13 protein-coding genes are annotated in these 15192 nt (G+C 60.0%); 9 read left to right on the forward strand and 4 right to left on the reverse strand.

Features of this window, described 5'->3' with window-relative positions; all coding sequences use genetic code 11:
* Positions 1-77: 77 nt before the first annotated feature.
* Entirely contained in the window at positions 78-2672 is a 2595-nt protein-coding gene (gene ccsA, locus EI290_RS11460) for a cytochrome c biogenesis protein CcsA (RefSeq protein WP_125430082.1), read from the forward strand.
* Between the two features lie 362 nt (positions 2673-3034).
* Here ccsA and EI290_RS11465 read toward each other — a convergent pair whose 3' ends face one another.
* Entirely contained in the window at positions 3035-5731 is a 2697-nt protein-coding gene (locus tag EI290_RS11465; protein WP_125430085.1) for a T9SS type A sorting domain-containing protein, read from the reverse strand.
* A gap of 183 nt (positions 5732-5914) precedes the next feature.
* Here EI290_RS11465 and EI290_RS11470 point away from each other — a divergent pair, with 183 nt between their 5' ends.
* From EI290_RS11470 to EI290_RS11505, 8 genes are all read left to right on the forward strand, one after another.
* Entirely contained in the window at positions 5915-6739 is an 825-nt protein-coding gene (locus EI290_RS11470) for a Rossmann-like and DUF2520 domain-containing protein (RefSeq protein ID WP_125430088.1), read from the forward strand.
* A 70-nt stretch (positions 6740-6809) separates the two neighbouring features.
* On the forward strand, positions 6810-7139 hold the full coding sequence (locus tag EI290_RS11475; protein WP_125430091.1) for a 2Fe-2S iron-sulfur cluster-binding protein: 330 nt from the start codon (positions 6810-6812) through the stop codon (positions 7137-7139).
* A gap of 100 nt (positions 7140-7239) precedes the next feature.
* Complete coding sequence (gene iscX / locus EI290_RS11480; RefSeq protein WP_125430094.1) at positions 7240-7476, forward strand: Fe-S cluster assembly protein IscX; 237 nt, start codon at positions 7240-7242, stop codon at positions 7474-7476.
* A gap of 141 nt (positions 7477-7617) precedes the next feature.
* Positions 7618-8103 (forward strand): KdsC family phosphatase, encoded by a 486-nt coding sequence (locus EI290_RS11485; RefSeq protein ID WP_185816961.1) that lies wholly within the window; start codon positions 7618-7620, stop codon positions 8101-8103.
* Between the two features lie 139 nt (positions 8104-8242).
* Positions 8243-8437 carry a cold-shock protein gene (locus EI290_RS11490; RefSeq protein WP_125421751.1) on the forward strand — a complete coding sequence of 65 codons (195 nt, stop codon included), beginning with the start codon at positions 8243-8245 and terminating at the stop codon, positions 8435-8437.
* Between the two features lie 129 nt (positions 8438-8566).
* The gene (locus EI290_RS11495) at positions 8567-9493 is read left to right on the forward strand and encodes a geranylgeranylglycerol-phosphate geranylgeranyltransferase (protein ID WP_125430100.1); all 927 of its coding nucleotides are present in this window, start codon (positions 8567-8569) and stop codon (positions 9491-9493) included.
* Positions 9494-9654: 161 nt separating this feature from the next.
* On the forward strand, positions 9655-10956 hold the full coding sequence (locus EI290_RS11500) for a BamA/TamA family outer membrane protein (RefSeq protein ID WP_125430103.1): 1302 nt from the start codon (positions 9655-9657) through the stop codon (positions 10954-10956).
* 137 nt (positions 10957-11093) lie between these two features.
* Positions 11094-12233, forward strand: a complete 1140-nt coding sequence (locus EI290_RS11505) for a glycosyltransferase (protein WP_125430106.1) — start codon at positions 11094-11096, stop codon at positions 12231-12233.
* Positions 12234-12241: 8 nt separating this feature from the next.
* On the opposite strand, the gene EI290_RS11510 is transcribed toward EI290_RS11505, so the two are convergent.
* From EI290_RS11510 to EI290_RS11520, 3 genes are read right to left on the reverse strand one after another with little or no spacing between them, the layout of a single operon-like run.
* Positions 12242-12844, reverse strand: a complete 603-nt coding sequence (locus EI290_RS11510; protein WP_125430109.1) for a class I SAM-dependent methyltransferase — start codon at positions 12842-12844, stop codon at positions 12242-12244.
* A 15-nt stretch (positions 12845-12859) separates the two neighbouring features.
* On the reverse strand, positions 12860-13603 hold the full coding sequence (locus tag EI290_RS11515) for a PIG-L deacetylase family protein (protein ID WP_125430112.1): 744 nt from the start codon (positions 13601-13603) through the stop codon (positions 12860-12862).
* Positions 13604-13652: 49 nt separating this feature from the next.
* Entirely contained in the window at positions 13653-14810 is a 1158-nt protein-coding gene (locus tag EI290_RS11520) for an acyl-CoA dehydrogenase family protein (RefSeq protein ID WP_125430115.1), read from the reverse strand.
* Positions 14811-15192: the final 382 nt, after the last annotated feature.

A 15192-nucleotide genomic window follows, 5' to 3' on the forward strand; every position in this document is an offset into this window, starting at 1 on the left:
TCGGCTGATAATCCGGAAGTAAGCCGTTTTTAACAAGTCAATTTTTGATTTTTGCTGCTCAATTTTCAGTTGAAGAAATGTTGAATACCCTAATCGGCGACGTCGGGCACCTGAGTGTCATCGTGGCTTTCGTAGCGGCTACGGTAGCGGCATATTCCTATTATAAGGCGGCCCAGGGCCGGACTCTCGGCGACACCGATGCCGGCTGGCTGCGGCTGGGGCGCGGGGCGTTTCTGGTGCACAGCTTGGCGGTAGTGGCCGTTATTGTGTGCTTGTTTGGCATTATTCACGGGCACCGCTACGAGTACTACTACGCTTGGAGTCATAGCAGCAACCACCTGCCGGTGTATTACATGATTTCCTGCTTCTGGGAAGGGCAGGAGGGCAGCTTCCTGCTCTGGATTTTCTGGCACGTATGCATAGGCTTGGTGCTCATGCGCTACGGCCGCCGCTGGGAAGCCCCCGTTATGGCCATTTTTGCCGGGGTGCAGCTGTTTCTCACGTCCATGATTTTGGGCGTGGTGCTGGGTAGCCTCAAAATCGGCTCCTCGCCCTTCATCCTGCTGCGCGACTTCATGCCCGACCTGCCGGTGTGGAAAACCAACCCTGGCTTTGTGCCCAAGGATGGTACCGGCCTCAACGCCCTGCTCCAGAACTACTGGATGGTAATTCACCCGCCTACGCTGTTCCTGGGCTTTGCCCTCACGCTGGTGCCGTTTGCCTACGCCGTGGCCGGCCTCTGGAAAGGCGAGTACACCAAGTGGGTGCGCCCGGCCATGCGCTGGACGCTCTGGGGCGGGATGGTGCTGGGCGTGGGCATCGTGATGGGCGCCTATTGGGCCTACGAAACCCTCAACTTTGGGGGGTACTGGAACTGGGACCCGGTAGAAAACGCCGTGTACATTCCCTGGCTGGTGCTGGTGGCCTCGCTGCACGGGCTGGTGCTCTGGCAGCGTAGTCGCACGGCCCTGCGCACCAGCTTCGTGCTGGTTATTGCCACGTTCCTGCTCATTCTCTACGCTACTTTCCTCACCCGCTCGGGTGTGTTGGGCAACGCCTCCGTGCACTCCTTCACCGACCTGGGCCTCTCGGGCCAGCTGATTATTTACCTGGCAGCCTTTGTGGTGCTGAGCATCGGGCTGCTGGTATGGCGCTGGAAGCAGATTCCGGTTTCCGAGAAAGAGTTGACCACCTATAACCCCGAGCTGTGGGTGTTTGTAGGCGCTACGGTGCTGTGCCTGGGCGCGTTTCAGGTGCTGTTTACCACCAGCATTCCGGTGTACAACGCCTTCCTGGGCTTCATCGGTATCAAATCGAACTTGGCCCTACCCGCCGACCAGATTGCCCACTACACCAAGTTTCAGCTGTGGATGGGTGTGGGTGTGGCTTTCTTCTCGGGGCTGGCCCAGGTGATGTGGTGGCAGAAAAACGACAAATCGAGCCTGACCAACACCCTTACGGTACCCGGCATTCTTACCCTGCTTATTGCTGCCTTAGTCATTCTGCTGGTGCAGTACTACGGCCACAAAATGGACCTCGTGTACATTGTGCTGCTGACCACGGCCTTATTTGGGGTGCTGGCCAACCTGAGTATGGTGTTCACGCTGATGAAGCGAAAGGTGAGCCTCTCGGGTGGCGGCATTGCCCACATCGGCATTGCCCTGATGCTGCTGGGGGTGCTGGCTTCGGCCGGCTATTCCAACATCATCAGCCAGAACGTATCGGGGCTGCTGTACTCGCGGGAGTTCGACCAGACCACCAACCAGGACAACGTGCTGCTTTGGCGCAACGACCCCGCCCCCATGGGCAAGTACGATGTGCGCTACACCGGCCAGTTCTGGGATGTGCCCGGCGTGCCTGGCTACGTGGATAAGCAGCTGCTCTACCGCACCGCCGACGAATACAAAACCCTGGCCCGCGCCGACATCAAGCGGGGTGAGAAGGTATATTACAAAGCCGGCGACACGGTGGAAATCAACCCCGAAAATACCTATTACCGCGTCGAGTACAAGGACCGGAAGTCGGGCGACTCGTTCACGCTCTACCCCCGGGCCCAGGTGAACGAGGAAATGGGCGGCCTGCTGGCTTCCCCCGACATTCAGAAATTCGCCGACCACGACATCTACTCCCACATCAGCGCGGTGCCACCGGTGGATAAGGAGAAGGACTGGAGCGAGGTGAAGGAGCACGTGCTGAGCGTGGGCGACACCATCTTCCTCAACGACTACTTTGCCGTGTTCCGGGCGGTGGAACCTGCCCACCAAACTGCCGGCCTGGGGCTTAAGAAAGGTGACCTGGCTATTCAGGGTGACTTCTTGGTATACGGTGAAAAGAAGCAGTACCACGTGCACCCGGTGTTTGTGGTGCGCAACCGAATGATTGGCCGCGTACCCGACGAAATCGAAGATCTGGGCCTGCGCCTGAGCTTCCTGAACGTAGATCCGCAGAAAGGCAAGTTTACCTTCGGCGTGAGCACCACCCAGAAGGATTACATCATCCTGAAAGCCGTCGAAAAGCCCTTCATCAACCTGCTCTGGAGCGGTACGCTGCTCATGGCGGTAGGCTTTGGTATGGCCCTCTATAAGCGCCGCCGCGAAACCGAAGGCTCCGAAGTAGCTCCCGTAGCCTCAGCACAGCCGCAAAGACACCGCAAACCACAGCAGGTAGCTTAGCCCATTAGGAAAGCAGCTTTACCCATAGTAAAAAAGGGTTCTGATGTTTACCAGAACCCTTTTTTGTTTCCTCGATTTCTGGCAGCCGGAATATCGGAACGTATTAACGATACTCATTAACCCACGGCGAGGGAATTTTTTCGGTTAGCGGTACTGAGCCGTACCGCTGCAACCACTCCAGAATTTTGGGGAGTACCCGGATATTCTCTCACACGGCACCAGAACAGAGAGCTTAGGGAAATCCGGAGCCGTTTGCGGATTTCATGCTGTTAAACCAGTGCGGGAGTATCTGCCGCAGGCAAATTCATACAAAAAAGGGCAGCCATGCGGCTGCCCTTTTTGCGTAGTGCCAGTAGTAGCAATTACTTCTGGATGGTGATGTTGCGGAGCATGTATTCGCTGCCGTTTTTCACTTTTACGGTGTACATGCCATTGGCCAGTTTCGAGAGGTCAACGGTGTTGGTCATGTTGTCGCGCACGGTGGCCGTATGCACCCGCTGACCCAGCAGGTTGGTTACTTCCACTTCCAGCCCGCCTTTAGCGTTGGCACCGCGCACCTCAATGTTGAGGCTGCCGGTTGAAGGGTTGGGGTACATGCTAATGGCGCGCATCATGGCCTGCGAAGTGCCGGTTACCGCCGAAATGCTGATGTCGTCTACGTAGAGGTAGAACTGGTCGGCGGTGCTGTAGGCGTGGAAGCCAACGTAGTAGTTGCCGGTAGTGGCGGGGGTAATCAGTGCAACCTGACCAGCGGCGCTACCAGCCGTGGTAGTCGAGTAGGTGATGTTGGCCACGTTGGCGTTCTGGAACAGCGTCGTCGTCTGGCCGGCTGGGGTAGCAGCGGAACCGTACTTTACTTCCAGCCGCTCGGGGTAAGAAGCCAGACCTGCGCGGTATTTAAACGACAACTGGTAGTTGGAGCCGGTACGCAGGAACAGCGCTGGGGTGAAGAACCAGTCATCGGCAGCGCTGGCCGTGTTGTAGGTGTAGCGGATGGCATTGGGTGCCGAAGCCGGGTTAGTAGCTACAACAGCCCAGGTTTTGCCGTCGTTATTCACGTCGGTTACGGTTACACCACAAGGCAAAGCGCCGGCGGCCACACCATCGAAGCCCTCAGTGTACGGGAAGGCGGCAATGATAGGTGGTACGCAGGCCGTAGTGAAGGTGACTGGGCCCGTCAGGGTACTCTGGTCGGTGGCGCCGCAGTTGGCGCGCACATACACGTCGTAGCGGGTGGAGGATGTGAGGCCTGTGAGCGTGTAGGGCGAAGCCGCAGTGGTTACCGAGGTACCAGCTGAAGCCGGATTGAAGCCCGCCGGACCATACACAATAACGTAGCCGGTGCCATTGGAAGGCCCTGTGAAGGTTACGTTAGCACCCGTAGTGGTAATGGTGTTTACAGCAAGTGCCGTAGGCGGCGGACAGGTAGCTGGAGCACCCGTTACCGCCTCAATCATGATAGCACCGAGGTTGGCTGCGCCCTGGTCGGCAGGTGTACCTCCTGCCAGCGGAATGCTGAAGTAGGCACCCGTCCGGGTTGGAACCTCAAAATCCTGCGTCCCGATTGGGAAATAGGCTGTGGTGCTGGCTACCTGTGCCACCCCAGCAAAGAAATTGCCCGTTGATACAGAAGCTGGCGCAGTAAGCGTAAACGTTTTATCGGTGTTGATATCAGCCGCAACTACTGTGTAGTTAGCCGAGCGGCCTAGAATGGCACCCGCATTATCGGTCACAACACCATAAATGGTTTTGCCTACCGAGTTCGGGTCGCCAATGCGGGCCGTTACGGCCGATACCGTGCGAGGTGCCGAGGTAGTGTATTTCACGGCCAGGATAGCTCCTCCGGTACCGAAGCCGATACTGCTGCTGGGGGCTACGCCAGGCTGGGCGTAGGCATAGGTAGTAGCCGAAACTTCCTGCGCCAGGGTAATAGCATTGTTCGTATTATCGTCGTCGTTGGCTACGGCTACACGTACCGTTTCAGTGCCCGTGGTAGTAGGCGTGAACGGGTCGAAGCTTACTGTAGATGAGGCGCCGGCTGCCAGCGTAGCAATGGTTTTGGTGCTGGTGAAGGTATTAGCCCCACTCACCGTAGCCGTTACCGCCACGTTGGTTTGGGCCGCGGAGCCTACGTTGGTTACTATTGCCTGAATGGTGTGTGGTGCGCCATATGGAATTGGCAGCTTACCCAGCGTATATACTACTTGTACTTTCGCATCGTTGGCAAAAACTGTCCGGAATCGATAAGTACGGCCCGCGTCCGGCAATACTGATTTGCGGATCCCATGCGCGGCTACTGATGTAGCAGTAGGAGCAGGGTAATTACCAGCTACGGCAAAAGCAGCTGACCACGCTCCAGCCGAGCCTTTCTGCATCACCAGGCTTTGGCCGGTAGCATTACCTGAGCCTTTTAGGCCTACCACTGCCAGTTTAAAAGCATCAGTACTAGCCGTTACTGCAGTGGGCAGGCTGTATACAAACTCTACTTGGTTGGTAGTTTCGTACAGTTTGGCCTGAAAGGAGAAGTTGTCGTACTGGCTGCCAACCCCGTCGCGTGTTTTATCACTGACGTTCTTCCACTGAATAGTACACACCCGGTTAGGTGCCGTGCCGGTGGTAGCCACGCGGTATTCAGCAGCGGTAGTACCCGAAACGAGGTCCAGGTTGAAAGGTAGAATCAGGTTGGTTTGCGCGGCGTTATTTAGGGGGCCACTGGTGGGGTCCTGGGCGCCGGTGTAATAATAGGGAGCTACCGGAGCGGTAGTACCCAGCTTAATGTAGCCATTGGTGTTCAATACGAAGTCAGTGAAGGCCTGACCGTTGAAGTTGAACGTAAATCCAATGGGAGTAGCCGCCGAATTGTCGTCGTCGGTGTTGGTAGTGGCAATAACTGCCCCAGTTGTTCCCAAATCAGCGTAAGTACCGGCTACGTTCTGTGTAGAAGTAGTAGAATAGCTGAACTGAGCCTGTGCCGCCGTGGAGGCCAGTCCTAGCAAACCTAGCAGAACTAGCTTGCGCCAGGTGCCGGATGTGCGGTTCGCTTTGTAAAGTTGTGTCATAGAAACGACCAGAGGAAAAAAGTGAAAAGGAAAATGAATGCCTGAAAAACGGCAGCTCTACTACTGCGCCTAGCTGCCTACACGGAGACAAGATGTTAAATTTTGCCTAGAAGTGTGAAGAAAATGGCAGAAAAAACCAGAAAAAAAGACAAAAGCCATGGTTTCTCAATACTTTAATATAGAATGTCGACGATATTAAAACAGCCTGCTCAGGTTGTGCTTATAGGGGCTGGCAAAGTGGCCTCCCACCTGTTGCTGGCGCTTTTACAAGCCGGGCAGCCGGTACTCGGCCTCTGGAGCCGAAGCCGTACTTCGGCCGAAGCAGCTACTGCCGCCGCGCCCGAAGTGCCGGTGCTGAGCAACCTGCAGGAACTGCCCCCAGCCGACATCTACGTGCTGGCGCTGCCCGATGCCGCCGTGCCAGAAGTGCTGGCTGCCGCCCGTTTCCCGGCCGGTGCACTGGTAGTACACACCGCCGGTGCCCTGCCGTTGTCGGTATTTATGGCCTACCCGAACATTCGCGGTGGGGTATTGTATCCGCTCCAGACGTTCAGCCCCGGCCGCCACATTGAGTGGGCCACGGTGCCGCTGTGCCTGGAAGCGGCGGATGCGGCCGGCTTGGCCACATTACGGCAGCTAGCCCATAGCCTGAGCCAGGATGTGCGGGAACTATCCTCGGCACAGCGTCTGCAGCTGCACATGGCGGCCGTGTGGGTTAGCAACTTTCCCAACCACCTGCTGGGCATTGGGCATGCACTACTTGGTGGGGCGGGCCTGCCCTGGGAATTGCTTCACCCACTCATTCGCGAAACTCTGGACAAAGCCCTGAGCCAGCCTCCCTTCACGGCGCAAACCGGCCCGGCGCTCCGCCACGATGCCGTTACCCTGGCCCGCCATGAGGCCGCACTGGCGGAGCACCCCGCCTGGCAGGCACTCTACCGGCAGCTTACAGCCAGTATTCAGGCAGTGGCCGCCACCCCGTTGGCAAACAATAGGGCCGACAAGTAACTTTGATTCGGGGGGCGGCCTGCCTACCTTTGCACCCGCATTTTTGCCCCGATCCACCTAGCATTCCGCCGTGAAAGCCGTACATATTACCTTCAAGTTTCAGGACGGACAGCCCGACCAGACGCACGTGGCCGCTGAGGGCGAATCGGTGCTGGATGTGGCACTGAACAACGATATTCAGCTTCAGCATAACTGTGGCGGCGTATGCGGCTGCAGCACCTGCCACGTGTATATTCTGCAGGGAGAAGACGACCTGCCCGAAATTTCCGATAAGGAAGAAGACTTCATCGACCGGGCCGTAAATCCCCGCATCAACTCCCGCCTGGGCTGCCAGTGCGTGGTGCAGGGCAACCAGGACATCGTTGTTCAGATTCCGCCCCAGGAGTTTCTGGGACACTAACTTAGAAGGGTGAGTTATGAATGATAAGTTATGAGTTGGCAGCTGGCCGGCTCCTGATTTCATTTATAACTCATCATTCATAACTCATCACTCAAGCAGAATGAACCATTTCGAGCCCCCGATTAAGTGGAGCGACCATGAAGACATTGCCATGGCGCTGTATGAGAAGTTTGGCAACGAATTCTCTGAGGCCAAAATCTACCGCATCCGCTTCACGGAGCTGCTGGAGTGGGTGCTGAGCCTGCCCAACTTCGAAGGTACCCGCGAGCAGGCCAACGAAGGCCACCTGGAGCAGATCCAGGCCAAATGGGTGTACGAGTGGCGCGATAATCAATAACGTAAAGCGACCGGTACAGGTGATAAGTAATGAGGTAACAGGTCTGCTCCTGGAAGTTAGCGCATAATACCTGTCACCTCATCACCTGTCTTCCTTTACCTCACCTGTCCCTGTCATCCCCTCACCAGTAACGTGTCACCTGTGACTGATTTTTCCGCCATTAAGGTGTTCATCTTCGATGTAGATGGCGTGCTGACGGATGGCACCCTGCTGGCCCTGAACTCCGGCGAACAGGCCCGTGCCTTCCACATCCGTGACGGATACGCCGTACGTCATGCCCTGCGCAAGGGCTACCGTATTGCTGTTATTTCGGGCCGGGAGGAAGAAGGGGTACGCAAGCGGCTGGAGTCCCTGGATGTGCGCGACATCTACCTGGGCGTAGATGATAAGATGAAGATCTTTAACAGCTACCTCAATACCTACCACCTGGAGCCGGCCACCATTGCCTACATGGGCGACGATATGCCGGATATTGAAGTGATGCGCCGCTGTGCCATAGCGGCCTGCCCCGCCGACGCGGCCGCTGATGTGCGGGCCATCAGCACGTACACAGCAACCTTGCCCGGTGGCCACGGCGCCGTGCGCGAGTTTATTGAGGCCGTAATGAAGCAGCAACAGACCTGGTAGCCCAACAGTAGGCTCAGGTCGACCAACGTATCTTTTCCGTGCTACTACCCTGGTTACGCGCTAAGTAGCTGGGGTTGTGCTTTTCTAAAATCCCTCTATATTTACCCCAACCATCATCAACTCAATTTCTTTCTTTTTCATGAAAACAGGAACCGTAAAATTCTATAATGAGTCGAAGGGCTACGGCTTCATTACGGAAGACGGCACGAAGGAGGATTTCTTCGTCCACATTACCGGCCTTAACGGGGGCCAGATCCAACAGAATGACCGCGTGGAGTTTGACACGCAGGAAGGCCGTAAAGGCGTAAACGCGGTAAATGTGAAGAAACTGTAAACTACCGGTTTACGCTAGGTTTTTAGCACAGCACAAAAGCCTCTTCCGTCGCCGGAAGGGGCTTTTGTGCGCTGGGGGCAACAGTTCGTGCATCTTTGCATTCTGCCTCGTTCATCTCTTGTTTCGCCTATGGCCCGCCTGCCCTATTTTTCCGCCGACACCCACCCGGCCGCTGGAGCCGGAGCGGCCACCCCGGAGGCGGGCGGCTGGCGGCAGCTGGCCCGGCTGATTCGCCTGCCCAACCTGCTCATTATGGGCTTGTGTATGCTGCTGGTGCGTGTTTGCCTGCTGCTGCCGGGTGCTCCGTGGCAGCAGGTGCTGGCCCCAGGCTTCGGCATGTTGCTGGCGGCGGCCCTGTGCATTGGGGCCGCCGGCTACATCATCAACGACTACTACGACGTGAAGATTGACGCCATTAACCGGCCCGGTAAGCTGGTAGTGGGCCGGGCCGTAAACCGTCGGCACGCCATGCTGGCGCACATGCTGCTGTCGGGGGTAGGAGTGGGGGTGGGCGTCATGTTGTCGCCGCTGCTGGGGCTGGTAAATCTGGGGTCGGCGGTGCTGCTCTGGGCGTATTCGGTGCGGTTTAAGCGGGTGGCTTTGGTCGGCAATCTGAGCATTGGCATTCTGACCGCCGCGCTGGTGCTGCTGCCGGAGCTGCAGGCCCGTACGGGCAACGAGGCAGTATGGGGCTACGCGCTGGCGGCCTTCCTGCTGACGATGGTACGCGAAATTGTGAAGGACGTGGAAGACATACGGGGCGACGCCCAGCACGACTGCCGGACCCTGCCCATTGTGTGGGGCGTGCCGCGCACGAAGTGGGTGGCCGGGTTTTTCTGGGCGTGTTTGCTGGTGCTGCTGGCGGGGGCCGTGTATCGGGTGCTGCTAGCGCACTACTGGGCCGTGGGTATCTGGCTGCTGGTGCTGGTACTAGCTCCGCTGCTGGCCCTGGGCTACCACCTGCGCCGGGCCGACCGACGCAAGCACTTTGCCCGCCTGAGTGCCGGCTGCAAATGGATAATGCTGGCCGGTATTCTGTCCATGCTCTGGCTGTAGAGGCATCCCGAGCAACTACCCGGTTCTGGGCCCGACAACCGAGCAGGCTCCTGTTGCGTTAGGACCAGCAGCAGCACGCCGGACCCCAGGCTCATGGGGCCTTCGAATTAGGCGAATACTGCTTCACCTATCCACCTCTCCAGCCCCCAAGCCATCCACGTATGCGCTTCCTCTACCCGCTGCTGGCGCTAAGTGCGCTGGCTGCCCCCACTGCCCAGGCGCAGCTAGCTCCTGCCTCAACCCGCACCGAGCCCATTGTGCTAGCTTCCAACAGTACGGCCGCACCTACTCCGGCCGAAGCCGCGGCGGTTACCAGTGCTCCGGCCGAAGCCGCGCCCGGCATGGGCGCCCCAATTGGCCTCGGCCGGGCCCATGCTGCCCGGCCTGCCAAGCTCCGCCTCACCCCCGCCGACCCCGATAAGCCCAGCTTTATTCCGGTGCCTATTGCCTTTTATCAGCAGGAAACCGGGTTTGCCGGGGGCGCGGCTATTCTGCCCGTCTGGCGCTTTGGCTCCGATACTACCGTGCGCAAATCCAACGCCCGCCTGATTGCCTGGATTTCGCAGAAAAAGCAAACCACGGTGCAGCTCACGCACACCATTTTCACTAAGGAGGAGAAGTACTATTTTTCGGGTGAGCTGAGCTACTATGACCTGGCCTTCAACTACTACGGCCGCGGCAACGAAACCAGCAAGGCTAACGAGTCGCACATTCAGTACCCGCTGTGGGTGTTTGATGAAAAGGTGCTGAAAAAGGTAGTACCCAACCTGTTCGTGGGTCTGCGCTACCGCCTCACCGACCTGGGCACTGTTACGCTTAAAGACCAGGAAGGCAACCCCAGCTCCTACTACACTATTCCGGAAGTGCAGCGCGCCGGCTACACCACCTCCGGCCTGGGGCCGGCTTTGCTCTACGACGGCCGCGACAACGTGCTGGCCACTTACCGGGGAAATTTTGTGGATGCGCACGTGCTGTTCGCGGGCAAAGGCCTGGGCAGCGACTACAACTTCACGCGCTACATGGTGGATGCCCGCCACTTCAACCCGCTGTTCGGCTCCAACAATACCATTCTGGCCTTGCAGTTTCTGGGCCAGTACCACACGGGGCGGGTGCCGTTCCGGGAATGGGGCGGCATGGGGGCCACACTGGGCGGCTCCCTCTACAACAACGCCTACCTGATGCGTGGTATCTACGAAGCCCGTTACCGGGACCGGCAGTTTACTACGGCCCAGGCTGAAATCCGTCAGAAACTGTTCTGGCGCATTGATGGGGCCGTGTTCGGGGCGGTGGGCGAAGTTGCCCCGGCCCTCAGCGACTATTCCCTCGACGGCCTGAAATTCGCGGGGGGAGTGGGGGCCCGCTTCCGCTTCAACCGCCGCGACCGGCTCAACATCCGCCTCGATTACGGGGTGGGTTCCGGTGGAAACTCGGGTATCATCTTCGCAGTAGGGGAGGCGTTCTAGGCAGCCTCTTCTACAAGTGTCTTATGCAACTCCCCGGAGCGGTTTGCTTCGGGGAGTTGTGGGTTTTAAGCTCGTCAGTGCGGTTTTTTTAGGCGTTACGTTGACTTCAGGCCGCTGATTATCCGTAGAAGACGCGCATGTCCCACGCCACTCCCCTTCGTTTTCACGCGGCTACCTCGGCTGGTTCCCTGGTTGGTTCGCCGTGGCAGCTGGCTCCCGCACCCGCGCCCGAGCTGCGCGCCAGCGTTATCATTCCGGCCAAAGATGAAGCCGCAACTATTGCGGCCACCCTGGCCGCTTTGGCCGCTCAGGTTGATGCACATGGCCACCCGCTGCCCCCCCGCAGCTTCGAGGTGCTGGTGCTGGCCAACAACTGCCAGGATGCCACCGCGTGCTTGGCCCGGGAGTTTGGAGCCTGCCACCCCGGGTTTGCCCTTCACGTAGCTGAAACCACCCTGCCCGCCCCCGAAGCCCACGTGGGTCGGGCCCGCCAGCTGCTAATGGATGAGGCCTGCCGCCGACTGGAGCAGGCCGGCCAGCCCCTGGGTTTTATTGCCAGCACCGATGCCGATACGCAAGTGGCACCTACCTGGCTGGCTGCTACCCATGCCGCCCTGGCGGCAGGGGCCGATGCTGTGGGTGGCCGCATCCTGATGAACGAAACGGCGCCAGGGTGCCCAGTGCGCCGCCGCCAGCTCCAGGATGCTACTTACCAGCTGCTGCACACCCAACTGGCGGAGCTACTCGACCCCCTGCCCCACGACCCCTGGCCCCGGCATCACCAGCACTTTGGTGCCAGTCTGGCCCTTACGGCGGCGGCCTACCGCCGGGTGGGGGGCTTGCCAGCTGTGCCCTATCTGGAAGATGAGGCCCTGTACCAGGCGCTGCTGCACCACGACTTGCGGGTGCGCCACTGCTCATCCGTGCGGGTGTATACCTCCGCCCGCCGGCAGGGGCGCGTAGCCGTTGGACTTTCCTGGCAGCTGCAGGAATGGGGGCGGCTGGGCGAGCAGGAGCCCATGGTGCCGCACCCGGCCGGGCTGGTAACTGAGCTGTGCCTGCGGCAGCAGCTACGGGCCCTGTGGCAGCAGGCACAAGCCCCAGAAACCCTCCCCGTGGCGCTCCGGCACCTGGCCGGGGCTGCCGCTGACTACCCCACGTTTGGCGCTTTCTGGCACTGGGCTAAAATGCAGCTGAACCCGGGCGAGTATGCAGTGCTGCCGCTTAGTGAGGCCATCCGGGAGTTGCGGCAGGTACTGGCCGCGCTACGGCGGTAACACAGTACTTATACCTGTTCCAGCACATCGAGGCGGTAGGTGGCCTGTCGCTGGCCTTGGAGGTGGCGAAGTGGACCAGGTGCTACCGTCTGGCTCAGGAAAAATTCGTGCACGTCGTCGCCGGTGAGGGGATAGTCGTGGACGGGGGGCGTCCAGTGCACCAGCAGCAGATGCCCACCGGGGCGCAAGGCTGCCAGTATTTTCCGGCGGGCCGTTTCCAGGTCCTCCGGGCTCCAGTAGTAGCCCACTTCCGATACTACTATCAGGTCGAACTGTTCGGGTGGAAATTCGGCGGGCACCTGCATCAGCCGGAAGTTTACCTGTGGTAGGTGGGCGCAGCGCTGCCGGGCCCGCTCCAGGGGTGCCGCCGCTACATCTACGGCCAGCAAGTGCGCGCAATGACGGGCCAGCTGTTCAGTAAGTACTCCCAGCGAACAGCCAATTTCGAAGGCCGTGGGGTAGTGCGTTTTGGGCAGGGCGGCTACCGTAGCAGCATATTTGTCCCGCTCGTAGGCACTGGTTTCAAAATTCCAGGGGTCTTCGTTGGCCTGGTACACGCCCTCAAAATAGGTGGGCGGCAGCGTATGGGGCTGGTTGGGGTTGGGCTGCATTTGTGTGAGCTACTACTAGCGGGAGGCGGTTTCCAGGTATACTTCCAGCGGTTGGGCAAAGTGCGCCAGCATGGAGGGTGCCAGCGTAAAGCCCATGGGGTCATCATCAATAGGCGAGCCAGGCAATTGGGAGTGGTGGGCCGCAATGGCCTGCTGTTTCTGGGCCAGCACCGGCCCAATATCCAGCCGCCAGCCTTCCACCTCTCCCGGCTGCGGCAGGTCGGTGGGGGAGGCCCGCTCCCAGGCCCACACAACGTACTCCAGCACCCGCGGTGCCCGAGACAGGAGGTGCAAGGCCGCTTGCAGCAGCTGGTAGGTGGCCCGATGGTCGGGGTGAGGGTCGCGCCGCCAGGGCACCAGCACCGTAGCCGGCTGAGTGGCCGCCAGAAAATCGGCCAGTTGCCGCACCGGCGCGGCGCCGGCGGCGGCCTCGGGTGGAGGCACCGCCCCGTCGGGTAGGTTCAGGCAGTACAGCGCCTCGGTAGGTACCGCCAGCTCCCGCAGCGCCGCGTGCAGCTCCGCCAGCCGCAGGGCCTGCCGGGCCGCCGCCGGAAACTTGCGGGAGTTGGGGTGCGACATGGTACCGTCGCTGACGAGCACGCACCATACGGGCAGCCCCGCCTGCCGCAGCAGGGCCAGCAGGCCGCCGCATCCCAACGATTCATCGTCGGGGTGGGGGGCTAGTACTACGGTGGGCCCCAGGCTGGCCGCAGCGGCGGGAGGCAACAGCGGGTATTCAGTAGAGGCAAATGCGGGCATGTGGGCAGGAAAGGATAGACTACTACCTACGGGAACGGGCCGCGCGTGGCTATTTTTCCCAGAGCTGATAGGCTGGCTCTCCGTTTTCCAGCGCATACCGGCCCGCGTCGGCCAGGGCCGCATCGGGGGCTGGCTGGCGCAGGTAGTGGGTCAGGTCGCGGTGCAGGCGCTCAAACGGCTCAGGCCGCAACAGCCCCCGCGCCCCCACGCACCGCTCGGCCAGCGGCAGCACCTGCAGACATATGGCCTCAATGGCCGAGCGCACTAGGTTAGCGTGGGCTACGGTGGTTTCCGCTTCAGCGTCGGCGGCCGGGCGGGCGGCTACCTCGGCGGCGGCGCGCAGCCAGTGCTGGCCGCTGGCAACTAGCAGGCTCATTTCGCCCAAGCGCTGGCGCTGGTAGGGGTCGGTGGTGCGTTGCAGGCCCCGTAGAAAGCGGCGGGTTTCGTCGAACACCGCCTCGGCCCCGCCCAGCTGCACGGCCGCAAACCGAATGGCCCCACCGCTAAACCACGGCTGCCGGTAGTAGTCGCCGGGCTGGCCCAGCAGGTCTTCCTCGTCCACTTCCAGCCCGGCAAAATCGACCCCAAAGCTAGCTGAGGCCCGCATTCCCAGGGGCTGCCAGAACTCCGGCTGGTACTGCGGAATCTGCACATCGGCCGGCAGAATCAGCATCTGCCAGCCCCCTTCGGGCAGGGCGGCAGTCAGCAGGGGGCGGGTAACGGAGCCCGCACCGGAGGCAAAGGTTTTGCGGCCGTGCAGGCGGTACCGGCCGTCCGGTAGGGGCTCCAGCTTCACCCCATCTTGGGCCTCTGTGTTCCATACCCCAAACAAGTGGCCCAGGCCAGCCTCCGAAGCCCAGCGGGCTACCTGCCCGGGCCGCCCGAACCGCTGAAACAGTTGCAGCGCATTTACATGGCCCTCGTACAGCCGTCCTACGGCCAGGTTGCCCCGCCCGATGTGGCGCAAAGTGCTCAATAGCTCGTACGTGTGCGCCCGCTCGTGCAGTCCGGCACCCCCCAGGTCTATTGGCAGCGGAGCGGTCAGCAGCCCGGCCTCACGCAGCCAATCAAACTCCGCCGTCGGGAAGCGGCCCTCCACATCGGTGTGCGGGGCCTGGGCAAACAGGCGTGGCGCCAGGGCCGCGGCACTGGCCTCGGCGGTGGTGGGGGAAAAGCACAGAAAGGTAGCAGTATCCGGAGCAGGCATATAGTAGGAGAGAAGAGGAGTTGAGGGCTATACGGCCCCCGGGTGCCCAGGGCTGCCTGGTGTCTAGGACTAGCGCTGAAAACGCAAAACCACTGGAGTCTGATAATGGGTGAAGTGGGAGCTAACCCAAGTTGCGGACTATCATGTTTAGAGTTAGAAAGCTAGTTCCCCTCCTTCGAAAGGAGGGGTTAGGGGTGGTTGATGCTGTGAGAGCAGGTTTAGAACTAGCCCTAGAAACCGTTCAAGAAAATCAACCACCCCTAATTCCTCCTTTCCAAGGAGGGGAACTAGCTTCAGCATCATTAGCATAGGCCACAACTTGAGTTTGCTAACCCCTCGCGCCGGGCGTCTGTTAATAATTCCGTAACACTGGCCTGCGGGG

The sequence above is a fragment of the Hymenobacter metallilatus genome, from assembly GCF_003944705.1.
Lineage (GTDB): Bacteria > Bacteroidota > Bacteroidia > Cytophagales > Hymenobacteraceae > Hymenobacter > Hymenobacter metallilatus.

Excerpts from the sequence above, each read along its gene's own strand:
- EI290_RS11470 (WP_125430088.1), top strand. The coding sequence starts at position 5,915 with ATGTCGACGATATTAAAACAGCCTGCTCAGGTTGTGCTTATAGGGGCT.
- iscX (WP_125430094.1), top strand. The coding sequence starts at position 7,240 with ATGAACCATTTCGAGCCCCCGATTAAGTGGAGCGACCATGAAGACATT.
- EI290_RS11520 (WP_125430115.1), bottom strand. The coding sequence starts at position 14,810 with ATGCCTGCTCCGGATACTGCTACCTTTCTGTGCTTTTCCCCCACCACC.
- EI290_RS11495 (WP_125430100.1), top strand. The coding sequence starts at position 8,567 with ATGGCCCGCCTGCCCTATTTTTCCGCCGACACCCACCCGGCCGCTGGA.
- EI290_RS11500 (WP_125430103.1), top strand. The coding sequence starts at position 9,655 with ATGCGCTTCCTCTACCCGCTGCTGGCGCTAAGTGCGCTGGCTGCCCCC.
- ccsA (WP_125430082.1), top strand. The coding sequence starts at position 78 with ATGTTGAATACCCTAATCGGCGACGTCGGGCACCTGAGTGTCATCGTG.
- EI290_RS11515 (WP_125430112.1), bottom strand. The coding sequence starts at position 13,603 with ATGCCCGCATTTGCCTCTACTGAATACCCGCTGTTGCCTCCCGCCGCT.
- EI290_RS11510 (WP_125430109.1), bottom strand. The coding sequence starts at position 12,844 with ATGCAGCCCAACCCCAACCAGCCCCATACGCTGCCGCCCACCTATTTT.
- EI290_RS11465 (WP_125430085.1), bottom strand. The coding sequence starts at position 5,731 with ATGACACAACTTTACAAAGCGAACCGCACATCCGGCACCTGGCGCAAG.
- EI290_RS11490 (WP_125421751.1), top strand. The coding sequence starts at position 8,243 with ATGAAAACAGGAACCGTAAAATTCTATAATGAGTCGAAGGGCTACGGC.
- EI290_RS11505 (WP_125430106.1), top strand. The coding sequence starts at position 11,094 with ATGTCCCACGCCACTCCCCTTCGTTTTCACGCGGCTACCTCGGCTGGT.